Annotated in this window: 24 protein-coding genes, 1 tRNA gene and 1 pseudogene; 11 read left to right on the top strand and 15 right to left on the bottom strand. The window is 53.7% G+C overall.

Going from position 1 to position 19,331, the window contains the following annotated elements; all coding sequences use genetic code 11:
* Positions 1–47 precede the first annotated feature (47 nt).
* From ACA108_15895 to ACA108_15875, 5 genes are all read right to left on the bottom strand, one after another.
* On the bottom strand, positions 48–479 hold the full coding sequence (locus tag ACA108_15895; GenBank protein XEX94846.1) for a hypothetical protein: 432 nt from the start codon (positions 477–479) through the stop codon (positions 48–50).
* Positions 480–1,167: 688 nt separating this feature from the next.
* The gene (locus ACA108_15890; protein XEX94845.1) at positions 1,168–1,416 is read right to left on the bottom strand and encodes a DUF2442 domain-containing protein; all 249 of its coding nucleotides are present in this window, start codon (positions 1,414–1,416) and stop codon (positions 1,168–1,170) included.
* Complete coding sequence (locus ACA108_15885; GenBank protein ID XEX94844.1) at positions 1,400–1,642, bottom strand: DUF4160 domain-containing protein; 243 nt, start codon at positions 1,640–1,642, stop codon at positions 1,400–1,402. The genes ACA108_15890 and ACA108_15885 overlap by 17 nt, the downstream gene beginning before the upstream one ends.
* Before the next feature lie 398 nt (positions 1,643–2,040).
* Positions 2,041–2,115, bottom strand: a tRNA-Arg gene (locus ACA108_15880).
* Positions 2,116–2,196: 81 nt separating this feature from the next.
* Complete coding sequence (locus ACA108_15875) at positions 2,197–3,147, bottom strand: formate/nitrite transporter family protein (protein ID XEX98131.1); 951 nt, start codon at positions 3,145–3,147, stop codon at positions 2,197–2,199.
* Between the two features lie 214 nt (positions 3,148–3,361).
* Here ACA108_15875 and ccmA point away from each other — a divergent pair, with 214 nt between their 5' ends.
* The 9 genes from ccmA (at position 3,362) to mlaA (ending at position 10,481) form a co-directional block, all read left to right on the top strand.
* A complete protein-coding gene (gene ccmA, locus ACA108_15870) occupies positions 3,362–3,970 on the top strand; it encodes a cytochrome c biogenesis heme-transporting ATPase CcmA (GenBank protein XEX94843.1) in 609 nt (202 codons plus the stop codon).
* The gene (ccmB, locus tag ACA108_15865) at positions 3,967–4,626 is read left to right on the top strand and encodes a heme exporter protein CcmB (GenBank protein XEX94842.1); all 660 of its coding nucleotides are present in this window, start codon (positions 3,967–3,969) and stop codon (positions 4,624–4,626) included. Before ccmA ends, ccmB begins: the two co-directional genes overlap by 4 nt.
* Positions 4,627–4,705: 79 nt before the next feature.
* Positions 4,706–5,443, top strand: a complete 738-nt coding sequence (locus tag ACA108_15860; GenBank protein XEX98130.1) for a heme ABC transporter permease — start codon at positions 4,706–4,708, stop codon at positions 5,441–5,443.
* Complete coding sequence (gene ccmD, locus ACA108_15855; GenBank protein ID XEX94841.1) at positions 5,440–5,649, top strand: heme exporter protein CcmD; 210 nt, start codon at positions 5,440–5,442, stop codon at positions 5,647–5,649. The genes ACA108_15860 and ccmD overlap by 4 nt, the downstream gene beginning before the upstream one ends.
* Positions 5,650–6,129: a cytochrome c maturation protein CcmE gene (gene ccmE / locus ACA108_15850; protein XEX94840.1), complete on the top strand. Its 480-nt coding sequence runs from the start codon at positions 5,650–5,652 to the stop codon at positions 6,127–6,129. It abuts the gene before it with no gap.
* Positions 6,126–8,078: a heme lyase CcmF/NrfE family subunit gene (locus ACA108_15845; GenBank protein ID XEX94839.1), complete on the top strand. Its 1,953-nt coding sequence runs from the start codon at positions 6,126–6,128 to the stop codon at positions 8,076–8,078. Before ccmE ends, ACA108_15845 begins: the two co-directional genes overlap by 4 nt.
* Complete coding sequence (dsbE, locus tag ACA108_15840; GenBank protein ID XEX94838.1) at positions 8,075–8,632, top strand: thiol:disulfide interchange protein DsbE; 558 nt, start codon at positions 8,075–8,077, stop codon at positions 8,630–8,632. Before ACA108_15845 ends, dsbE begins: the two co-directional genes overlap by 4 nt.
* On the top strand, positions 8,629–9,708 hold the full coding sequence (locus tag ACA108_15835) for a cytochrome c-type biogenesis protein CcmH (protein ID XEX94837.1): 1,080 nt from the start codon (positions 8,629–8,631) through the stop codon (positions 9,706–9,708). Before dsbE ends, ACA108_15835 begins: the two co-directional genes overlap by 4 nt.
* Before the next feature lie 14 nt (positions 9,709–9,722).
* The gene (mlaA, locus tag ACA108_15830; protein XEX94836.1) at positions 9,723–10,481 is read left to right on the top strand and encodes a phospholipid-binding lipoprotein MlaA; all 759 of its coding nucleotides are present in this window, start codon (positions 9,723–9,725) and stop codon (positions 10,479–10,481) included.
* A 59-nt stretch (positions 10,482–10,540) separates the two neighbouring features.
* Here mlaA and fadL read toward each other — a convergent pair whose 3' ends face one another.
* The gene (fadL, locus tag ACA108_15825; protein ID XEX94835.1) at positions 10,541–11,863 is read right to left on the bottom strand and encodes a long-chain fatty acid transporter FadL; all 1,323 of its coding nucleotides are present in this window, start codon (positions 11,861–11,863) and stop codon (positions 10,541–10,543) included.
* Between the two features lie 372 nt (positions 11,864–12,235).
* Here fadL and ACA108_15820 point away from each other — a divergent pair, with 372 nt between their 5' ends.
* Both ACA108_15820 and ACA108_15815 read left to right on the top strand, forming a co-directional pair.
* Positions 12,236–12,520 carry a YfcZ/YiiS family protein gene (locus tag ACA108_15820; protein ID XEX94834.1) on the top strand — a complete coding sequence of 95 codons (285 nt, stop codon included), beginning with the start codon at positions 12,236–12,238 and terminating at the stop codon, positions 12,518–12,520.
* Positions 12,521–12,738: 218 nt separating this feature from the next.
* Positions 12,739–12,990: pseudogene (locus tag ACA108_15815) on the top strand (helix-turn-helix domain-containing protein).
* A 742-nt stretch (positions 12,991–13,732) separates the two neighbouring features.
* Here the strand turns inward: ACA108_15815 and msrA are convergent.
* The 9 genes from msrA to ACA108_15770 form a co-directional block, all read right to left on the bottom strand.
* Complete coding sequence (msrA, locus tag ACA108_15810) at positions 13,733–14,224, bottom strand: peptide-methionine (S)-S-oxide reductase MsrA (GenBank protein ID XEX94833.1); 492 nt, start codon at positions 14,222–14,224, stop codon at positions 13,733–13,735.
* Positions 14,214–14,675 carry a peptide-methionine (R)-S-oxide reductase MsrB gene (gene msrB / locus ACA108_15805; protein XEX94832.1) on the bottom strand — a complete coding sequence of 154 codons (462 nt, stop codon included), beginning with the start codon at positions 14,673–14,675 and terminating at the stop codon, positions 14,214–14,216. The genes msrA and msrB overlap by 11 nt, the downstream gene beginning before the upstream one ends.
* Positions 14,676–14,713: 38 nt before the next feature.
* Positions 14,714–14,836, bottom strand: a complete 123-nt coding sequence (locus ACA108_15800; GenBank protein XEX94831.1) for a hypothetical protein — start codon at positions 14,834–14,836, stop codon at positions 14,714–14,716.
* Positions 14,837–14,903: 67 nt separating this feature from the next.
* Positions 14,904–15,416, bottom strand: a complete 513-nt coding sequence (locus ACA108_15795) for a DUF417 family protein (protein ID XEX94830.1) — start codon at positions 15,414–15,416, stop codon at positions 14,904–14,906.
* A 30-nt stretch (positions 15,417–15,446) separates the two neighbouring features.
* Positions 15,447–15,707, bottom strand: coding sequence for a DUF1471 domain-containing protein (locus tag ACA108_15790; protein XEX94829.1), 261 nt, complete (start codon positions 15,705–15,707; stop codon positions 15,447–15,449).
* Between the two features lie 258 nt (positions 15,708–15,965).
* Entirely contained in the window at positions 15,966–16,523 is a 558-nt protein-coding gene (locus ACA108_15785) for a TetR/AcrR family transcriptional regulator (GenBank protein XEX94828.1), read from the bottom strand.
* A gap of 96 nt (positions 16,524–16,619) precedes the next feature.
* Positions 16,620–16,886, bottom strand: a complete 267-nt coding sequence (locus ACA108_15780) for a YdgH/BhsA/McbA-like domain containing protein (protein ID XEX94827.1) — start codon at positions 16,884–16,886, stop codon at positions 16,620–16,622.
* 937 nt (positions 16,887–17,823) lie between these two features.
* Positions 17,824–18,552 (bottom strand): fimbrial protein, encoded by a 729-nt coding sequence (locus ACA108_15775; protein ID XEX94826.1) that lies wholly within the window; start codon positions 18,550–18,552, stop codon positions 17,824–17,826.
* Between the two features lie 32 nt (positions 18,553–18,584).
* On the bottom strand, positions 18,585–18,872 hold the full coding sequence (locus tag ACA108_15770; GenBank protein ID XEX94825.1) for a hypothetical protein: 288 nt from the start codon (positions 18,870–18,872) through the stop codon (positions 18,585–18,587).
* Positions 18,873–19,331: the final 459 nt, after the last annotated feature.

Here is a 19,331-nt window from a genome sequence, read left to right as displayed (position 1 = left end):
TCTTTTCGGCGGGTAGCGCTTGCTGCTTACCCGCCAACCAATCTCACCTAGCCGCGCAGAAAACGCGGCGCCTGTAAATCTTCGACCAGTTCATTAATCTGCTCAAACAGCATGCCGGTTAAGGCGCGGTTCACCTCAAGGGTATGGGCGCGGCTCAATAAGGTTTGCGTCAGCGCGTGGCAATACTGGCGTTGTATTTCTGAGTCGTGGTTCACCTGGATTTTCACTTCTTTATCGACGGTGAGGCGTTCCACCAGATACGCGGGCAGCGGCTGGTCAAAGGTGGTTTTCATCACTTCCAGGCAGTGGGCGATGCGCCCGCAAAGCGCCTGTTGTTCGGTTGCTGTTTTGCATTCAATTAACTCGTCGGCAAGGGATTCGCACACGTCGAGAAGCTGAAACAGATCCATGCTGGCGGTAATCGGGGAAACCAGGGCGTTGTCTGGTTGCGGCTGAGAATGGGTTTGAGCTGACATCATGATAATGATCTCCTACAGAGTAGATAATCACCATCACCAGAGTTCCTACGCTCGGGTGGTGGCGCTGATGAGGGTAGGAAACCGACCTCTAAGGAATATCGGCCAACCCGAAGGTTGCCCCACCAGCGCCACCGTTGATAAGGATAAAGGTGTGTTGGTGCCACGACAACAAAAAAGACGTTAAGCCCTTGATATTGCCCTAGAGAAAACCGGGTTCCTACGCCCGGCACCAGATTTTGCTGGTGCGCAGAGAGAATACGCCCGGAGGTTTGCAGGTGACAAGCAGAAAAATGGCGGTTACAGCGTTGCATTTTGGGTGTGCGAAGGGGCTCGCAAACAACAAATTTGTACTGGACTCGTAGCTACCGCCTTGATGGTCAAGCGGCAGCGTCGTCCACCCTTTGATTCATATTGTCGGAAGACGCTTCGCTTTTCCGACCTACAAACAGCGGATGTGAGCAGGCGTTGATATATGAAAATATACCTGTGCAGGCTGATTTAACGGCGTTTTATAGCGTTGAGTAAACGGAAGGCTGTAGTTAAATGGTGTCCCCTGCAGGAATGATGAAACAAGGTAACATATTAATTATTAAAGATAATTATTGGTTTCGTGTTTTTTAGGGATACATAGAGGGATATTAAGCAGAATGGCGGTAACGGAAGGAAGGGCATTACCGCCAGGGGGATTTTATGCGGCGCTGTGTGGCTTGAATGTCACATCGCCACGCCCGGCCAGGAGTCCTTCAATAGAAATATCCTCATTGAGGCTATCCCAGTGAATACCACGGCGGCTTAACTCAAAGTCGTTTCGCTCATCAGGGCTGGCGTGCATCAATTTCGGAAACCATGCCAACGGTACGCCCATCGTACGGGCATCGCTTAACTCTACCCACATATTGTATTCGTCGAATTTTACGTTCTTAGGCGAAATAGTCATTCCACGCCTCCATTAGTAGTTTGCGATTTTCTTCAACCACGCCCACCAGCTCTTTCAGATCGCGAGCATTAAAACCATCGTTACGCGCCAGCAGCACTTCAGGTGTTAGCCAAAATTTTGCCTCACCATCAGTGCCGCGAACGTGAATGTGTGCAGGTTCGCGGGGGTCACCCTCATTCGAATAGAAAAAGAACCGATACCCCTTAAATCTTAGTATGACAGGCATAAATAAGTTCTCAATGTTTGGTTAATTGATTCGATTCAGGGACTGCTTCACCTACAGCAGACCATAAGCTATCGACACAACGAAATCATTAACATAATCATCAAGCCCGTGCCACAGGCTTTGCTGAACTATCCCCACATGCCGCGGATAAACATCAAGGGCTTCAAGACGCGAAGCATCTTCTGGTTTCTCGCCATTAGGATATTACATATTCTTTGTCTTTTGGCGGCGCATTCTTAATTTCGATATAGTTAAGGGCATATGTCCTTCCTGAAGTTTAAAGGGACACTTTTAATCGTGGCTTTGGGGGCTATTTAAAGGGATTGCTTAGAAATGAAATAAGGCTTAAAGCCTTGTGTTATGCGGGTTTGGTGGGGGGTATGGAGAGAAAGTGCTGATGGTGTCCCCTGCAGGAATCGAACCTGCAACTAGCCCTTAGGAGGGGCTCGTTATATCCATTTAACTAAGAGGACAAGCGGGCGTAGTATACCCGCTTTTCGGGCTGCGGTAAGGGGTTAACGGGTTGATTGCCTGAATCGTAACCAGTTTTCGCCTTACGCCTGCCGTTTGCTGCCTTTCCCTTCGTCCTCGCCGTTCTCCACTTCCGCTTTGCGCTTCGCTTTGGCTTTTGCTTCGGCCTTCTTCTTGTTGCTCATATCGTTGCGGATTTGTGCGTGGCTGATCAGTGCGAAAATAAACGTGCCGCCGCAGATGTTGCCCGCAAGGGTCGGCAGGGCGAAGGGCCAGAAGAAGTCGCTCCAGTGGAGAGTGCCGTTAAAGACCAGGTAGAGGATCTCTACGGAGCCGACGACGATATGCGTTAAATTGCCCAGCCCCACCAGCCACGTCATGATGATAATCACCACTATTTTGGCCGAGCCTGCAGAGGGGAACATCCAGACCATGGTGGCGATGATCCAGCCGGAAATCATGGCGTTGGCAAACATCTCTCCCGGCGTGTTGTGCATCACTTCCATGCCGATGGTCACAAACGCGTCCCGGGTTTTTTCATCGAAAATGGGCATGTATTCAAAGGCGTATGCCGCAAGCCCGGTGCCTATCAAGTTGCCCAGCAGCACCATGCCCCATAAACGTAGCAGCAGCAGGAAGTTGCTGGCGCTGGGATTTTGCATGACGGGCAGCACCGCCGTGACGGTGTTCTCGGTAAACAGCTGCTGGCGGGCCATAATCACGATGATAAACCCGAAGGTATAGCCGAGGTTCTCCAGCAGGAAGCTGCCCGGCACGCCTTCCAGATGGACGTGAAACACGCCCTTTGCCAGCAACGATGCCCCCATCGACAGGCCTGCGGCAATGGCCGACCACAGCAACGCCATGGCGTCGCGCTCCAGCTCTTTCTCCCCGTCCTGACGGATGTGCTCGTGAATGGCCATCGCCCGAGAGGGCAGATGATCCTCGTCCACGTCGATCTCTTTGCCGCTCGACTTCTCTTCGCTCTCTACCTCCAGTTCGTCGCTGGATTTATCGATTTTGTCTTCCTTCAGTTTGTCCATGTAACGGGCGCTCCGCTTGAGTTCTGATAAAGTAAGCGTAGCGGCTTTTTAGCTGCGCCTCGCTAATTTCAGGAATTCGCCCAATCGTTGATCTCGCAGGTGGTGTTTACCTCTTTCGGAGTACCACTAAGTGCTTGTACGGCCTGGAGCAAGCAGGATGATGTGCTATCATTCATTCCCCTAAAATTCGTAGCGATACTTCCTCATGCTTGATGCCGTAAATTTGAGCTGCACCCGTGACGACCGTCTGCTGTTCAGCGCGCTGTCGTTTACCGTTAACGCGGGCGAAATGGTTCAGGTGGCGGGCGCGAACGGCGCGGGTAAAACATCCCTGCTGCGTATTCTTGCCGGGCTTTCTCAGGCCGAAGAGGGGGACGTTCGCTGGCGGGGCGAACCCCTGCGGCGAGCGCGTGACCTGTTTCACCAGGATTTACTCTGGCTTGGGCATCAGCCCGGCATCAAAGCGGTGCTCACCGCTGTCGAAAATATAAATTTTTTTCATGCCGACACCCCGGTTGCCGCGCGCTGGGAAGCCCTTGCGGAGGCCGGCCTGCTGGGATTTGAGGACGTGCCGGTGAATCAGCTCTCTGCCGGACAGCAGCGCCGCGTGGCGCTGGCGCGTTTATGGCTCAGCTCTGCAAAGCTGTGGATTCTGGACGAGCCGTTTACCGCCATTGATGTCGCCGGCGTGGAAAAGCTCACGCGGCAGATGGTGAAGCATGCCGAAGCGGGTGGCATGGTCATCCTCACGACGCACCAGCCGCTGGCGCTGGCCTCCGTCCGCCAGATTGTTTTACGGGAAGCGCAGCCATGATGGGGCGTATTTTTTTGCAGGAAATGCGGATTGTCTTCAGAAAAAGATCGGAAATCGCCAATCCGCTGTGGTTTTTTATTATTGTTATCACCTTGTTCCCGCTGGGAATTGGCCCGGAGCCGCAGCTGCTGGCGCGCATTGCGCCAGGCGTTATCTGGGTTGCCGCGCTGCTGGCGTCGCTGCTGGCGATGGACAGGCTGTTCCGTGATGACTTCCTGGACGGCTCGCTGGAACAGCTTATGTTGTTGCCTGTCCCTTTACCCGTGGTGGTGCTGGCGAAAGTGACCGCTCACTGGGTGGTAACCGGCCTGCCGCTGTTAATTCTCTCGCCGCTGGCGGCGCTGCTGCTGGGCCTGGATTTCTACAGCTGGCAGGTGATGGCGTTAACGCTGCTGTTAGGCACGCCGACGCTGAGCTTTTTGGGCGCGCCGGGCGTTGGCTTAACGGTTGGCCTGCGGCGAGGCGGCGTTCTGCTGAGCCTGCTGGTGCTGCCGCTGACCATCCCGCTGCTGATTTTCGCCACGGCGGCAATGGACGCGGCGTCAATGCATTTACCCGTCGATGGCTATATGGCGATCCTCGGTGCGCTGCTTGCGGGCAGCGCGACACTAAGCCCGTTCGCTACGGCGGCGGCGCTGCGCGTGAGCGTGCAGTAAAAAACTAGAGTGCGTTGTTGGGTGGATAAGCGGCTGCGTCATCCACCGTAAGACTTTTTAATTTGTGAGCAAATGGACTATGTGGAAAGCGCTACATCAACTGGCTAAGCCGGAACGGCTCTATCAGCTATGCGGGAAATTCGTGCCGTGGCTGGCGGTGCTCAGTGCCATTACGTTAATTGCGGGCTGCGCGTGGGGATTTGTCTATGCCCCTGCTGACTACCAGCAGGGACAGAGCTACCGCATCATGTATCTTCATGTCCCGGCGGCGATCTGGTCGATGGGTATCTACGGGTCGATGGCCGTGGCGGCCTTTATCGGGCTGGTCTGGCAGATGAAAATGTCCGATCTGGCCGTGGCGGCCATGGCGCCGGTCGGCGCGGTCTTTACCTTTATCGCGCTGGTGACCGGCTCGGCGTGGGGTAAACCAATGTGGGGAACCTGGTGGATCTGGGACGCCCGCCTGACCTCGGAGCTGGTGCTACTCTTCCTTTATATTGGCGTCATCGCCCTTTATAACGCCTTCGATGACCGCCGCCTGGCCGGGCGCGCCGCCGGCATCCTCGTGCTGGTGGGCGTGGTAAACCTGCCGATCATTCATTACTCCGTGGAGTGGTGGAACACCCTGCATCAGGGGTCCACCAACATGCAGCAAAGCATCGACCCTTCGATGCGCACGCCGCTGCGCCTGACCATCGTTGGCTTCCTGCTGCTGTTTATCACCCTGACGCTAATGCGCCTTCGTAACCTCATCCTGCTTCAGGAGCGCCGTCGCCCGTGGGTGTTAGCGCTTGCAAACAAAGGGAGAAGCCTGTGACCAGTGCCTTTACCAGCTGGGCCGATTTTTTCGCCATGGGTGGCTACGCCTTTTACGTCTGGCTGGCCGTTGCCTTTACCGTGATTCCGCTGCTGGGGCTGGTGGTGCATACCGCATCCCGGCATCGCGCCATTTTAAATGACGTGGATCGCCAGCAGGCGCGCGAACAGCGCATTCGTGCAAGAAAGCAAAGCGAGGGAGTGTAAGTGAACAGTCGTCGTAAAACCCGTCTCTGGCTGGCCGTGGCCGTACTGGTGGGGTTAGGGCTCACTATCTCGCTGGTGCTCTATGCGCTGCGCAGCAACATCGATCTCTTTTACACGCCAGGCGAAATTATCTACGGCAAGGGTGAAAGCCAGCAGCTGCCGGAAATCGGCCAGCGCCTGCGCGTTGGCGGCATGGTTCAGCCGGGCAGCGTTAAGCGCGATAGCAACACCCTTAAAGTCACCTTCAAGCTTTATGACATCAACGGCGTGGTGGATGTCACCTACGTCGGCATCCTGCCGGATCTGTTCCGTGAGGGCCAGGGCGTAGTCGCCCAGGGCGTACTGGAAAAGGGCAATCTTATCGCCGCCAAAGAAGTGCTGGCGAAGCATGACGAAAATTATACGCCGCCGGAAGTCAAAGAGGCGATGAACAAAAATCACAAGCGTGCGCCGCAAACCTATAAGGACAATGCCTCATGATGCCTGAAGTCGGCAGTTTTTTGCTTTGCGTGGCGCTGGCGCTCTCCATCCTGCTGAGCGTATATCCGCTTTGGGGCGTGAAGCGTAACGATTTGCGGCTGATGAACTCCGCGCGTCCGCTTGCCTGGGCGCTGTTCTTTACCATTCTCACTTCATTTTTAGTGCTGGTGTATGCGTTCGTGGTTAACGACTTCACCGTGCTGTACGTGGCGAGCAACTCCAACACGGAGCTGCCGGTCTGGTATCGGGTGGCGGCAACCTGGGGGGCGCATGAAGGCTCGCTGATGCTCTGGGTGCTGCTGATGAGCAGCTGGACATTTGCCGTGGCGCTGTTCAGCGAGGGTATGCCAAAAGATGCGCTGGCGCGGGTGCTGTCGGTGATGGGGATGATTAACTTCGGCTTCCTGCTGTTTATCATCTTCACCTCGAACCCGTTCACCCGTACGCTGCCGGACTTCCCCATTGAAGGACGCGACCTGAATCCGCTGCTGCAGGATATCGGGCTGATCTTCCATCCGCCGCTGCTGTATATGGGCTACGTCGGCTTCTCCGTCGCCTTTGCGTTTTCCATTGCCGCGCTGATGGCGGGCAAGCTGGATACCAACTGGGCGCGCTGGACCCGTCCGTGGACGCTGGCGGCCTGGTCGTTCCTGACCATCGGCATCGTTCTTGGCTCCGCCTGGGCCTACTACGAGCTGGGCTGGGGCGGCTGGTGGTTCTGGGACCCGGTAGAAAACGCCTCGTTCATGCCGTGGCTTGCGGGGACAGCGCTGATCCACTCCCTGTCGGTCACGGAAAAGCGCGGCAGCTTTAAGGCCTGGACAGTGCTGCTGGCGATTACCGCGTTCTCGCTTTGCCTGCTGGGGACATTCCTGGTGCGCTCCGGCGTGCTGGTATCCGTCCACTCCTTCGCCTCGGATCCGGCTCGCGGCATGTTTATCCTCGCCTTCCTGGTCATCGTTATTGGCGGCTCGCTGCTGCTGTACGCGGTAAAAGGCAGCAAGGTGCGTTCGCGGGTGGGCAATGAACTCTGGTCGCGCGAATCTTTCCTGTTAGGCAATAACGTCCTGCTGATTGCCGCCATGCTGGTGGTGCTGCTGGGTACGCTGCTGCCGCTGGTGCATAAACAGCTAGGGCTGGGCAGCATCTCAATCGGCGAACCGTTCTTTAATACAATGTTTACCGCGCTGATGGCGCCGTTTGCGCTGCTGCTGGGTATCGGGCCGCTGGTGCGCTGGCGCCGCGATGAGCCGCAGAAGCTGGTCAGGCGGCTGGTTACCGCGCTGGTAATTACGGTTGTTTTGTCGCTTGCGCTGCCGTGGCTGATGCAGGACCGCGTGGAGGCCATGACCGTTGTCGGGCTGCTGATGGCGGTCTGGGTCTTTGTGCTGGCGCTGACTGAAGTGTACGGGCGCGCCACGCATCGCCGTGGGCTGCTGATGGGGCTGTGGAAATTACCGCGCAGCCACTGGGGCATGGTGTTTGGCCATCTTGGCCTGGCGGTGACGGTTGTCGGCATCGCCTTCAGCCAGAGCTACAGCGTTGAGCGCGACGTGCGCATGAAATCCGGCGACAGTATCGACATTCACCAGTACCACTTCGTCTTCCGCGACGTGCACGACCTGACTGGCCCGAACTACAGCGGCGGCGTAGGGATTATCGACGTCACGCGCAACGGCAAGCACGAAGCTACGCTGCACGCGGAAAAACGCTTTTACAACAGCAGCCGCTCGATGATGACCGAAGCGGCTATCGACGGCGGCTTCACCCGCGATTTGTACGCTGCGCTGGGGGAAGAGCTGGACGACGGCAGCTGGGCGGTGCGCCTTTACTATAAGCCATTTGTGCGCTGGATCTGGGCGGGCGGTTTGCTGATGACGCTGGGCGGCCTGTGCTGCCTGCTCGATCCCCGCTATCGCTCACGTAAAAAAATGGCGGAGGCCGCATGAACCGCAAAATATTGTACATCCCGCTGGTGCTCTTTTTACTGCTGGCGGCGGCGCTGCTGTGGCAGCTGACGCGTAATGCGCAGGGGGACGACCCGACGAATCTGGAATCCGCGCTGATTGGCAAGCCGGTGCCGGAATTCCGCCTTGAATCGTTAGACATTCCCGGAAAAAACTATGATCAGGCGGTGCTGACGGACGGCAAGCCGCTGCTGCTTAACGTCTGGGCGACCTGGTGCCCGACCTGCCGCGCGGAGCATCAGTATCTCAACGGCCTGAAGGCGCAGGGCATTCGCGTGGTGGGTATGAACTACAAAGACGACCGCCAGAAGGCGATAACCTGGCTCAACGAGCTGGGAAACCCCTATGCCCTGAGCCTGTTTGACGGCAACGGCATGCTGGGGCTGGATTTGGGCGTTTATGGCGCGCCGGAAACTTTTCTGATCGACGGCAAAGGGATCATCCGCTATCGCCACGCGGGGGATCTCAACGATCGCGTGTGGAATCAGGAGATTAAGCCGCTGTGGGACAAATACAACAAGGAGGCGGGTGCATGAAACGCTGTCTGTTACTGATTGCCGCGCTGCTGTTCTCTTTTTACGCCACCGCCGCCATCGACACTTATAAGTTTAAAGACGAAGCCCAGGAGCAGCAGTTCCGCCAGCTGACGGAGCAGCTGCGCTGCCCGAAATGCCAGAACAACAGCATTGCGGATTCCAACGCGATGATTGCTTCGGACATGCGTCTGAAGGTCTATGAGCTGATGCAGCAGGGCAAAAGCAAGCAGCAGATCATTGAATATATGGTCGACCGCTACGGCAACTTTGTGACCTACGAGCCGCCGGTTACGCCATCGACCATTATCCTCTGGGTGCTGCCGGTGCTGTTTATTCTGGGCGGTATCGGGGTGATCGTGGTGCGCAGCCGCAAACGTCGGGTCTATTTCCGGGACGGGGTAGACGGTGATGACACCGACGAACCGGTGGAAAAGGCCAGCTACTGGATATTCGCGCCTGGCGCGGTGATCCTTATTGTTGTCAGCGTTGGTGTTTATCTGAACGTTTCCAGTATTAAACAGGTTCGCGAGTGGCAGCAGGTAACGGAACAAACGCCGCAGCTGCTGCAGCGCGTAATGAATCCTAAAGCGGAGCCGCTGAATATCGAGGATATGGCGCGCCTTGGGCTGGGCTTACGTACCCGTCTGCAGCAGGACCCTGACAATGTTGAGGGGTGGATGATGCTCGGGCGTATTGGTATGGTGGTCAATAACGCAACTACCGCTACACAAGCCTTTGCCAGAGCATATAAACTGTCGCCGACCAACGGTGATGTAAAGCTGGGCTATGCTGAAGTATTGACTCGCTCCGGCGATCCGCAAGACAACCTGCTGGGGGGACGTCTGCTGCGGGAATTACTCAAGAGCGACCATGCCAACGTACGCGTGCTAAGTCTGTTTGCCTTCAACGCATTCGAGCAGCAGCAGTACCGTGAGGCGATGGGTGCCTGGCAGGTCATGCTGAAGCTGCTTCCTGCTGACGATCAGCGCCGTGCGGTCGTCGAGCGCAGCATCGCGCAGGCGAAGTCGAAGTCAGGCAAGGATATCACCGCACCTGAGAGCGTAAACAAACAATAACAGGGAGACGCATAATGAATTTTCGCCTGACCGGGCTGGCACTGGCCACCATGCTACTTGTAGGGTGTGCCAGTTCGACCGATCAACAGACGCAGGGCCGTTCGGATCCCTTTGAAGGATTCAACCGCACCATGTACGACTTCAACTTTAACGTGTTGGATCCTTACGTTGTGCGCCCGGTTGCTGTGGTCTGGCGTGATTATGTGCCGCAGCCCGCGCGTAACGGGATAAGCAACTTCACCAGCAACCTTGAAGAGCCCGCTATCATGGCGAACTACTTTGTGCAGGGGAATCCGTATCAGGGGATGGTGCACTTCACGCGCTTCTTCCTGAACACCGTGCTGGGGATGGGCGGGTTAATCGACGTGGCAGGGATGGCGAACCCGGAACTGCAGCGTGAAGAGCCGCACCGCTTCGGTTCGACCCTTGGGCATTATGGCGTCGGCTACGGCCCGTATCTGCAGCTTCCTTTCTACGGCAGCTTTACGCTGCGTGATGAAGGCGGTGACAGCGTGGATGCGCTGTATCCGGTACTCTCCTGGCTGACGTGGCCGATGTCCGTCGGCAAATGGGCCATTGAGGGGATCGAAACTCGTGCGCAGCTTCTGGATTCCGACGGCCTGCTCAAGCAGTCCTCCGATCCCTATATTCTGGTGCGTGAAGCTTATTTCCAGCGCCACGACTTTATTACGAATGGCGGCAGCCTGACGCCGCAGGTGAACCCGAACGCGGCGCTGATTGAGGACGATTTAAAAGATATCGACTCGCAGTAATCTGCGACGGCATAAAAAAGGCGAACCTCCGGGTTCGCCTTTTTTGTTGCTGCTGGGTATCAGAACGCGTAGTTGAAGTTCATGCCGTACAGCCACGCTTTCCCTTCCGAGCGGAAGGTGTATGGCCCTTCGTTGATTTCAACGTGCTGGCCGTGCATATAAGACACGCCCAGGTCCACGGTCGCGTCGTCGTTAAACGCGTAGGTGGTACCCGCGCTCAGCCACAGACGATCCTGATCCGGGATTGATATGGAGCGGTTATCAGCCGGAACCGGGCTATCATCGAATGCGATGCCGGTACGGAAGGTCCAGTTTTTATCCATAAAGTAGGTGGTACCGAGCGCGATGCGCCAGGCATCCTTGAAGCTTTCATCTTTATAGAACAGCGTCTGGCCGTTGTTGCCGGTTGCTTTCAGCTCCTGGAACTGGCTCCAGCTGGTGTAGGTCAAGCTGTAGTGGATGGCCCACTGCGGTGCGACCTGGTTATACCCGGACAGCTCCCACATTTCAGGCAGGTTCAGGGTCAGCGCGCCCGGAACGGTTTGGCCGTTGGTGCCAGCCGGTAGGCCAAAGTTAGACAGCAGCGGGTTATAGGCGGCAGGAAGGTTGCTCTTATAGTCGCCGTCGAAGTCGATTTTGATTTCTGAACGGTAGGTGAAGCCATAGCGGTTATTTTTATCGATTTCATAAAGAATACCGGCGTTCCAGCCGTAGCCCCACTCGTCACCTTTCAGGTGGGCGATTTGGGTGTCGCCAGGGATCTGGGAAACCGGACCTGCCAGCTGCGGCGGCAGGGCGCCAGACCCAGCGATGAGCTGAGGCAGGTCACCGGCGTAACGCTCGATTTTTGCCTTGGCGTATACGGCATCAAAGCCAACGCCGAAGCTCCAGTTATTGTTCAGGCGGTAAGCGCCGCTGAGGTTCAGGTTCAGGGTGGTCAGGTCGGTTTTGCCGCCCATTGAGCCTGCGGTGTAGTCATCGGTAAATTCTGTTGCCAGACCATAGTTAGAAGTGACCGATGCCCCCCAACCAAATTGTTCGTTAATCGGCGCGACAAAGTGCAGGTTGGGCACCCAGGCGGTTGGCGCAATGTTATCTGCGTCAAGGCTGCGGCCTGAAGGTGAGGTGCCTGAAATATTTACGTCCGGGTCGATGAAGATCGCGCCACCCGAGAAAGAAGGGCGATCGAACATCATGATGGTGGCAGGGTTACGGCTGGCTGAGCCCGCGTTGTCCGCCACTGCACCTTCCCCCGAATACGCTCGGCCAAGGCCAGAGGAAGAGAACTCGTTTAATTGAAAGCCGGCGGCGTACGCCTGCGAGGAGACAATTGCCACTGCAACCGCGAGGGCTGACTTTGTAAACAGGTTTTTCTGGCTCATGACCAAAACCTCATAGATTTATTTTTATACAAATAATGTTACATGTAGTAACAGGAGCGCGAATAGTAGGGACTGATCCGTGTAAGAGAAATCTGACCAGTGGCGAGAGTATAGGTCTGACCAGATGGGATGTTGCAAGTTTGTTTCTAAAGTTTTTAAAGTTTGATCTTAAAAACGAGATCTGCCTGGCAAAATAGCGGCCAGGGCAACCAGGCCAGAAGCATGAAATTTGTTTTAGATCATTTTTAAGCGTGATTTTGTTCCCCTGGCGCACCAGATAATATTAACGACTGGTGAGCCTTCAACTGGGAGCGTAAAATAGACAGTAATTGTTGAATCCCTTCTCATCTTTAGATACAGAGGAAAATCATAATGAGTAAGAACAGCGCTGATGAAACCCCGGTTTGCTGCTGTATTGATGTCGGCTCCATCATTGATAATACCGACTGCATCGCAACCTACAGCCGCGTCTTTGACAACAAGGCCCAGGCAGAAGAAACGCTGGCTGCGCTAAGCGCGAAGGCCCGCGAAGTCGAATCCGAACCCTGCCAGATCACCCCAACTTTTAAAGAGGTTGAGGGCGGCGTGCAGATGGATATCGACTTTGTCTTCAGCTGCCAGGCTGAAACCATGATTTTCCAGCTCGGCCTGCGTTAATCCCGTTCCGATCCTCCCGGCATAACTTAGCTGTAGGGTGGATAAGCGAAGCGTCATCCTCCGTAATTGCGTTGGATGACGCACGCAACATCCTCCGTCGTCATCTCCAGAAATCCTGCTGTAAAGCGTGCCCCCTCTCAAATTTATTAAGACTATGCGGTTATATCCTCTTTGACCAAGTCAGAAATGTCACCCATCGTATTTTGGGGGGGTATTTCATGGCAAAAGAGATAATTAGCGTGAGTCACAAAGAGCTCGATCGGCTCCAGATTATTCGGGGGTCGGTCAGCCGCCACATCACTCAGGACCAGGCTGCGGAGCGAAAAGGTCTTTCGGTCCGGCAGGTCAAACATCTTGTTCAACGATACCGGGTTGAAGGTTCTCAGGGGATGATTTCCCCTCGTCGTGGGAAATGCTCCAATAATGCTTTCTCGCCTGAGTTTCGCTCACTCGTTGGGGAACTGATCCAGATTGATGCTCTCCGCATGACTGGTTGGAGCACGGGGTCGCGCTGAACGGGCTAATTAGACACTTCAGGAGAAGCACGTTAAGGAATTACGGCTCCGTAATATTAGAACGCAGGGTGAAGAGCGGGTAAAACCGCCGAAATTACACAGAAAGAAGCCTGACAGGGACAAATCACGATGAATACGGGACTGGTTCATTTACCTGAATAGTCATGCAGTGGGGTAAAATTCTGCCTGTGTATTTCTGGCGGGTTTTCGGGCGGTTTGTTGACTCTTTTACCGGTTATCCGTCAGAAACGCCCTGAAGCCGTTTTTGCGGTGCGTACAATGGTGCGCATAATATAAGGGCTTTATGTCAAATAGGGGCTTTTGTTGTCCGGAAAAGGCTGGGCAAAAATACGATAAAAAGTGTCAGCCGGTAAACAGCATGACATAGCCAGATGTTGGGTTATAAGTCAGACAGAAGGCTGTACAGGAACTGGGGCATATAGGCGATAAGCCCGGCGAAACACAGACTGGTGGAGAGTCCGTAAAATAGCGTTCATGCGATAACGGTCAGCATAATTCTAATCATTGTCCTTTCTCATCTATTTCTAATATGCCCGTTAAATCAGGGTGTTGATTGTTTTTTCGCAAGAAATGGACTAAAAAATTTGTTTGTGATCCCATTATTATCTCTGCATACGACCAAAAAAGCCCCGCACATGGGCGGGGCTGAATGCAGCGAGTCTACTACGGTGACCGATCACGGAAGCGTCCAGTCAGGCCGTTCAAAATGGCAGGTATAGCCGTCCGGATTATGCTGCAGGTAATCCTGGTGCTCTGGCTCTGCAGACCAGAATTCACCGGCCTGCTCTACTTCTGTCACCACGACTCCGGGCCAGACTCCTGAGTCATCTATTTCACGGATAAGCTGGTTTGCCTGCTGCTTTTGCTCCTCTGTGGTGAAAAATATAGCTGAGCGGTAGCTTGAGCCGATGTCATTACCCTGACGGCGCATGGTGGCAGGATTATGAATTTTAAAGAAATACTCCAGCAGCTTCCGATAGCTCAGCATGTCGGGTGAAAACTCCACCCTGACGGCTTCGGCGTGACCGGGGTGGTGCTGGTATGTCGGGTTATCATTACGCCCGCCGGTGTAACCTACTTCGGTGCTGACCACGCCATCAAGTTTACGAAGCAGCTGCTGGACGCCCCAGAAGCAACCACCGGCAAGGATTGCCACATCAGTTTTCATACTTATCTCCTTTTTCAAACAGGGGAAGAAATTCACCGTATCCTTCTGTTTCCAGAGCGGCTTTCGGGATAAAACGCAGTGAAGCAGAGTTAATGCAGTAACGTAATCCACCTGTATCCTGGGGCCCGTCAGAGAAGACGTGTCCCAAATGGCTGTCACCATGACGGGAACGCACTTCAGTACGCACCATGGCGTGACTGAGGTCGCTCAGGTTGCGGACGTTGTTTTCCACTGGTTTGCTGAATGCCGGCCAGCCACAGCCCGAATCAAATTTGTCCTTCGACGAGAACAGTGGCTCACCGGAGACGATATCCACGTACAGTCCGTCCTCAAAGTGGTCGGTATATTCTCCGGTAAACGGGCGCTCAGTGGCGCTTTTCTGGGTGACGCTGAACTGCAGCTCCGTCAGCGCCTGAATGGTCTGTGGGTCTTTTTTATACGGTTTGTTCATATCGCTCTCCTTACAAATCTCACTCACCGGGACGGGTCCTACTCATGAATGAGATCCAGATAGTGTTTTTCAAAGTCCGGGCTGGCGAGAAGCGGCTTATTTTCCAGGTGGCGCTCTAAAAAGTCGTGGGGAGCGATCCCCGCCTGAAAAGCGGCTTCCATGCCTCTCACCATGAACCCGGGAGTGGTGTCATATTTGCTGGCCAGAAATATCAGGCTGCTGCGTAATTCAGGGTCGCCCCACGGCTGACAATGCGTCAGACGAGCGGGGCTTGTGCACGGAGCTGAGTTGCTTCGCCCTCCGGTTAATCAGTGTCCGTCGCAGGTCATGACGCAACAGCACCAGTCCAGCGCCAATCAGAAGAACATCCTTGATAATGAAGCTGTCAATGCGACCCAACTGCGGCAGAATGCTCAGGGTGACGATGCCGGTGCCTGCCACCATCAGGGCGCCTGCTGCGCCGACTGCTGGTCGGAAAAATCCGGCAATCAGAGCCAGCAGGGTGATATTTTCCACCACCCCAAGTGCGTAGCTGAATCCCTGAACGCCGAGAGCCGGATACAGCGCACTGAGCCAGGTGCCTGACAGCAGGTGGTGAAGGGCGTTGGCCTCGAAGGCAAACCATTTGTAGGTACCAAACAGTGCGAAGATGAAAATCACTGACAGCCGCAGAACAATAATGTCCAGGCCTGACGTTTTACGAAGTAACCGGCGCAGTTGCGGCTCGATGTTATTTTTCATGGTGTGTGTCCTTTTATCTTCGTTTGATGTCTACGCAAGCAGCGTGGCGCGGGCATGGACGAAACGGGCCTGCTCAAGCTCAGAAATCAGATAAGCGGCGGCACCATGTTCAAGGGCTTCGCGGATAACCTCCCGCTCCAGCTCATCCACGGAAGACACCCAACCAACAGAAAGGGTGCGGACCGGTACCAGAGCCGCTTTTTCTTCATCGGACAGACCGGATTTGATGATGACCGGTCCACGGGGTTTACGGGTGAAGATAGCAATAACGTTGCTGATAAGTGCTTTCATGATGATGCCCCCTGCATGTCTGTTTTATTGTGTTGTCGTGTTGTTAAGATTTAATCTACCTATCAGTAGATAGTTTGGCAAGGGGTAGCTCAAAATTAAATGCAAGGAAAGTCTTAATATCTTCTGTGGTCCCCGGAATACAGGCGTTGTCAGCGGTAATTTTTTGAGTGCTGACTGCCGGTGTGGCAGTCAGCGCCCCGTTTGTGGACACAGGTGCTGGCTGCCTCCGGGTTAACCGGGGCAGCCACAGGCGTGGTTTTACGGGCGGCAGAGTAGCTGAATAAGAGCGCTCATGGTGCGGGAGCAGGCATCATGAGGAGGGATTCGGTTGAGCATCAGGGCCCCTTTAATGGCGCTGCCGATGATAATGGCCACGTCGGCCGGCTCAGCAGTAAAAGCCAGTTCACCACTTTCACGACCCGAAACCAGCACATTGGTCAGGATGCGCAGGTCGGTTTGTGCCAGCCGGGAGGTGGCTTTCTGAAGAGGTTCTTCAAACAGGGCGCTGTCGGACAACATGGCGTGAATGCCACACATCTGGCCGCTGTCGGCGCATTTGAGAAATGCGTCCATATAACCCTGCAGGCGGGCTTTACCCGGTGGCAGCTGTAACAGGGCCGCTTCCAGTTTCAGCAGGCCGGCCTCCTTGTAGTCACAGTAGGCAAGCCCGAGGTCGGTTTTGGTCTGAAAATGGTAATGGATACTGGCCTTACGTATTCCCAGACCGTCAGCGAGATCAGCATAGCTGAAGCCCTGGTAGCCGTTCTGCTGGATAAGGGTGTCAGTCAGTTCAATCAGACTGTCATGGGTGGACATAATGTTCTCCTGGCACCTGCGGGTGCCTGTTATTCAGACGCAACTGCGCCCGGAAACCAAAAATGTTCCGGGCGCAGGTGCGAGGGTAACGGGTATTCAACGATACAGGACGGCGGTACCGGAGAGTTTATTCATGCCGCTGGCACTGGTGATGCGGTAGTGTGTGGCTCCGGCATCAGCGGCTTTCATATCCAGTGAGGCCACCAGTTCATCCAGGGTGGTGAAGCCTCCGGAGGAGACCACGCCAATTTTTTGCAGCGATGCAGCTTCGCTGCTGGAAACCATTTGCGGGCTGGCGGCATAGCTCAGTGCGCTGACGAACAGGGCGATGATAGCAACGGTGGTTTTGATGATCTTTTTCATGATGACGCTCCTGATGTTTTGTTGTGTGTTTTTGTTCGTAAGTCGTGTTGTTGAAATTAAATCTACCAACCAGTAGATAGGTTGGCAAGTGTTGATTTACCTTGCGGGGCTAAAATGTGATTCGTGTCTCATTTTATTTGGGGGGATGTGTGGGACAGAAATGTAGCAAAACCTCTTGTGAAGGGGTTTTAAGGTTCGCTTCATTAGAGCGTTATGGTAAATCTCATTTGTAATGGCCGATGCCAGGGTAATCCCCCATTTTTAACGGCGGTGATAAGTAGAATCAGGTTATGCGTGACCGAACGGGGCGTCTCAATTCTGTGCTATAAAGGCTCAGACCGGCGCTGGCGTGCTTCAATGCGTCATCTGGATGCAGATTTATAGACCGGAGATATTCCCGTTCATAACTTTGACCAGGTAGAAAAACGCTCGCCGGGTAAGGGGGTTAATATCGAGATTGACCTGCTGCCGGCAGGACAGGTCTTCTACCTGGTGAGCAACTTCGCCTTGTTATCAGTGGACGAAGCCTGTTGGGCTCCAGGATGCCGGGAATACGAGAACACACACCGGCTAACAGCGTAACTCACGTTATTCCTACCGGCGGCAACTATCCATGTTATATCCAGTTACCTAAGCGAGTTAATGTCGCTCGAAACCGTCGTATTGCCACAGCCCGGGCAGGATGACGGTTGCGGTTAATAATATCCCGAATGATTGTAGACAGTTGATGCTGATTACTGGGTTTGTCACGCCGCTGGCTGACGTCCAACATCGACCTGTTGAACTCACAGCGAACGGCAGACGCCCTGTGTTAAGTGTAGATTTATTGTTCCTGCTGGACTACCTATGATAGGGCAATTCATTTTACCTACTCAGCATAAATGTGGCAGAACTTATGCTGAGGAGACGCTTCAGTCAAATTATCTACATGCAGGGTTCAGGAGAAATCAACCCGAAGATAAGCCAGCGTTGTAAACTGACCAACAGTGGGAGTATTACCTGTTGTACCTACTGGGTAGGCATGGAGCGTAATATTTGTTCTTAAGCTATCATCTAATTCAAATGGAATGACACTGCTACTGTCGTTGGGAATTAGCGGGTCGCCGTTGCTATTCGTTATCACAACACCAATATCAGGATTGTCCGACTGCAGAGCATTAGGCAGCGTGGCAGAAGGTGTTCCTTGGATACGTAATGTAAGGTTGGCAACTGCACTTGCGTCATTGCATTGGATGGGGATATTAAACGTTTTTGGGGTGAAATTTTCAGGTTTCTGACCCACATTATTGAAATCGCCTTCATAAAAGGTCCCCAAAGGAACAACGATCTGCGTGCCTGCATTAATTTCGCAGTTCTGGGGCACAACCACATGCCCTGAAAAAGAATAGGTATATGTCGCATTCCCTGGCGTGCAAGGAATACCTTGAGTCGTTACTGCAACGCATTCCTGAGCAATTTTCGTCAAAGGGATAAATGATTCACCGACAAACGGTCGTCTTATTTTTAAACTCAGTCGTCCATTACCTCCTGTAGGAAGGCCGCCGATAGTCGTTTGTGTTTGACAGGCACCAGAATTACCTGGACCAGTCGATGCATCCTGGTAAGGTATGGTTTTCCAGGAGTCATTAAAATTAATATCCAATCTTGCATCTAAGTAATCATTCATGACATACCAGTTATCACCATCATCGGGTAAATTCATAGAAGACGAAAAAAATAAGGTCCAGGTGAAGAACAGTCACACCATAATTTTGCATCACCAAGCATATTAAATTCAGCAACATTGTTTTTAACAACGCCAGTCGTATTATCAGTTGCAGTGAGTGATATTGTTCCAAAATCATATGCCCAGGCATTTGCATCTTTTGCAGATGACCGGTAACATTGGTTAGTGGCCGCCGTTGCAGAAAAGGAGATGTGTAATCCGGTTATTATCATCAACAAAAAAAACGCCATATTGCTGAATTTTTTTAATGTGTTTTTCATAAGTGCTCGCTATATCATTGCTGATTTTTTTGATTGATTCCGTTACTGCTGACAGGAAGGTAAATACCGTCATATTGCATTACTGTTGATAGCCTGCAACTCCATTCCGCAGTTATCAGATCTTACGTTGCCGCCACTATAATCGGAACAACGCAGGTGGTCGTTTTGGCAGGATTCTCTGCTTGTTCACCCAACATTGATGACTTTATATATCAATATAATTATCTTAATTGTAGTCCATGTTAAGAGCCTCATCCAGGAAAGATGTCAGCCCAATCCTGTCGACGGATAAAAATGGTCTTACCGGAAAGTAATACATGAGGTTGTCGTTACTGTAAGCATCCGGGTCTTCGGTAATCCCCCATTTTTAACGGCGGTGATAAGTAGAATCAGGTTATGCGTGACCGAACGGGGCGTCTCAATTCTGTGCTATAAAGGCTCAGACCGGCGCTGGCGTGC

Origin of the sequence: Dryocola sp. LX212 (genome assembly GCA_041504365.1) — a bacterium.
Taxonomy (GTDB): Bacteria; Pseudomonadota; Gammaproteobacteria; order Enterobacterales; family Enterobacteriaceae; genus Dryocola.
The sequence above is the reverse complement of the archived record's forward strand: the minus strand, read 5'-3'. Positions and strand labels throughout refer to the sequence as shown.

What these genes read in the sequence shown, in the direction of transcription:
- ccmB (XEX94842.1), top strand. Translation starts at nt 3,967, where the DNA reads ATGATGGGGCGTATTTTTTTGCAGGAAATGCGGATTGTCTTCAGAAAA.
- ACA108_15820 (XEX94834.1), top strand. Translation starts at nt 12,236, where the DNA reads ATGAGTAAGAACAGCGCTGATGAAACCCCGGTTTGCTGCTGTATTGAT.
- ACA108_15845 (XEX94839.1), top strand. Translation starts at nt 6,126, where the DNA reads ATGATGCCTGAAGTCGGCAGTTTTTTGCTTTGCGTGGCGCTGGCGCTC.
- ccmA (XEX94843.1), top strand. Translation starts at nt 3,362, where the DNA reads ATGCTTGATGCCGTAAATTTGAGCTGCACCCGTGACGACCGTCTGCTG.
- mlaA (XEX94836.1), top strand. Translation starts at nt 9,723, where the DNA reads ATGAATTTTCGCCTGACCGGGCTGGCACTGGCCACCATGCTACTTGTA.
- ACA108_15885 (XEX94844.1), bottom strand. Translation starts at nt 1,642, where the DNA reads ATGCCTGTCATACTAAGATTTAAGGGGTATCGGTTCTTTTTCTATTCG.
- ACA108_15890 (XEX94845.1), bottom strand. Translation starts at nt 1,416, where the DNA reads ATGACTATTTCGCCTAAGAACGTAAAATTCGACGAATACAATATGTGG.
- ACA108_15785 (XEX94828.1), bottom strand. Translation starts at nt 16,523, where the DNA reads ATGTCCACCCATGACAGTCTGATTGAACTGACTGACACCCTTATCCAG.
- ACA108_15770 (XEX94825.1), bottom strand. Translation starts at nt 18,872, where the DNA reads ATGAAAAACACATTAAAAAAATTCAGCAATATGGCGTTTTTTTTGTTG.
- ACA108_15860 (XEX98130.1), top strand. Translation starts at nt 4,706, where the DNA reads ATGTGGAAAGCGCTACATCAACTGGCTAAGCCGGAACGGCTCTATCAG.
- ACA108_15775 (XEX94826.1), bottom strand. Translation starts at nt 18,552, where the DNA reads ATGAATGATTACTTAGATGCAAGATTGGATATTAATTTTAATGACTCC.
- ACA108_15780 (XEX94827.1), bottom strand. Translation starts at nt 16,886, where the DNA reads ATGAAAAAGATCATCAAAACCACCGTTGCTATCATCGCCCTGTTCGTC.
- dsbE (XEX94838.1), top strand. Translation starts at nt 8,075, where the DNA reads ATGAACCGCAAAATATTGTACATCCCGCTGGTGCTCTTTTTACTGCTG.
- msrA (XEX94833.1), bottom strand. Translation starts at nt 14,224, where the DNA reads ATGAAAACTGATGTGGCAATCCTTGCCGGTGGTTGCTTCTGGGGCGTC.
- ACA108_15790 (XEX94829.1), bottom strand. Translation starts at nt 15,707, where the DNA reads ATGAAAGCACTTATCAGCAACGTTATTGCTATCTTCACCCGTAAACCC.
- fadL (XEX94835.1), bottom strand. Translation starts at nt 11,863, where the DNA reads ATGAGCCAGAAAAACCTGTTTACAAAGTCAGCCCTCGCGGTTGCAGTG.
- ACA108_15835 (XEX94837.1), top strand. Translation starts at nt 8,629, where the DNA reads ATGAAACGCTGTCTGTTACTGATTGCCGCGCTGCTGTTCTCTTTTTAC.
- ACA108_15795 (XEX94830.1), bottom strand. Translation starts at nt 15,416, where the DNA reads ATGAAAAATAACATCGAGCCGCAACTGCGCCGGTTACTTCGTAAAACG.
- ACA108_15895 (XEX94846.1), bottom strand. Translation starts at nt 479, where the DNA reads ATGATGTCAGCTCAAACCCATTCTCAGCCGCAACCAGACAACGCCCTG.
- ACA108_15800 (XEX94831.1), bottom strand. Translation starts at nt 14,836, where the DNA reads ATGGAAGCCGCTTTTCAGGCGGGGATCGCTCCCCACGACTTTTTAGAG.
- msrB (XEX94832.1), bottom strand. Translation starts at nt 14,675, where the DNA reads ATGAACAAACCGTATAAAAAAGACCCACAGACCATTCAGGCGCTGACG.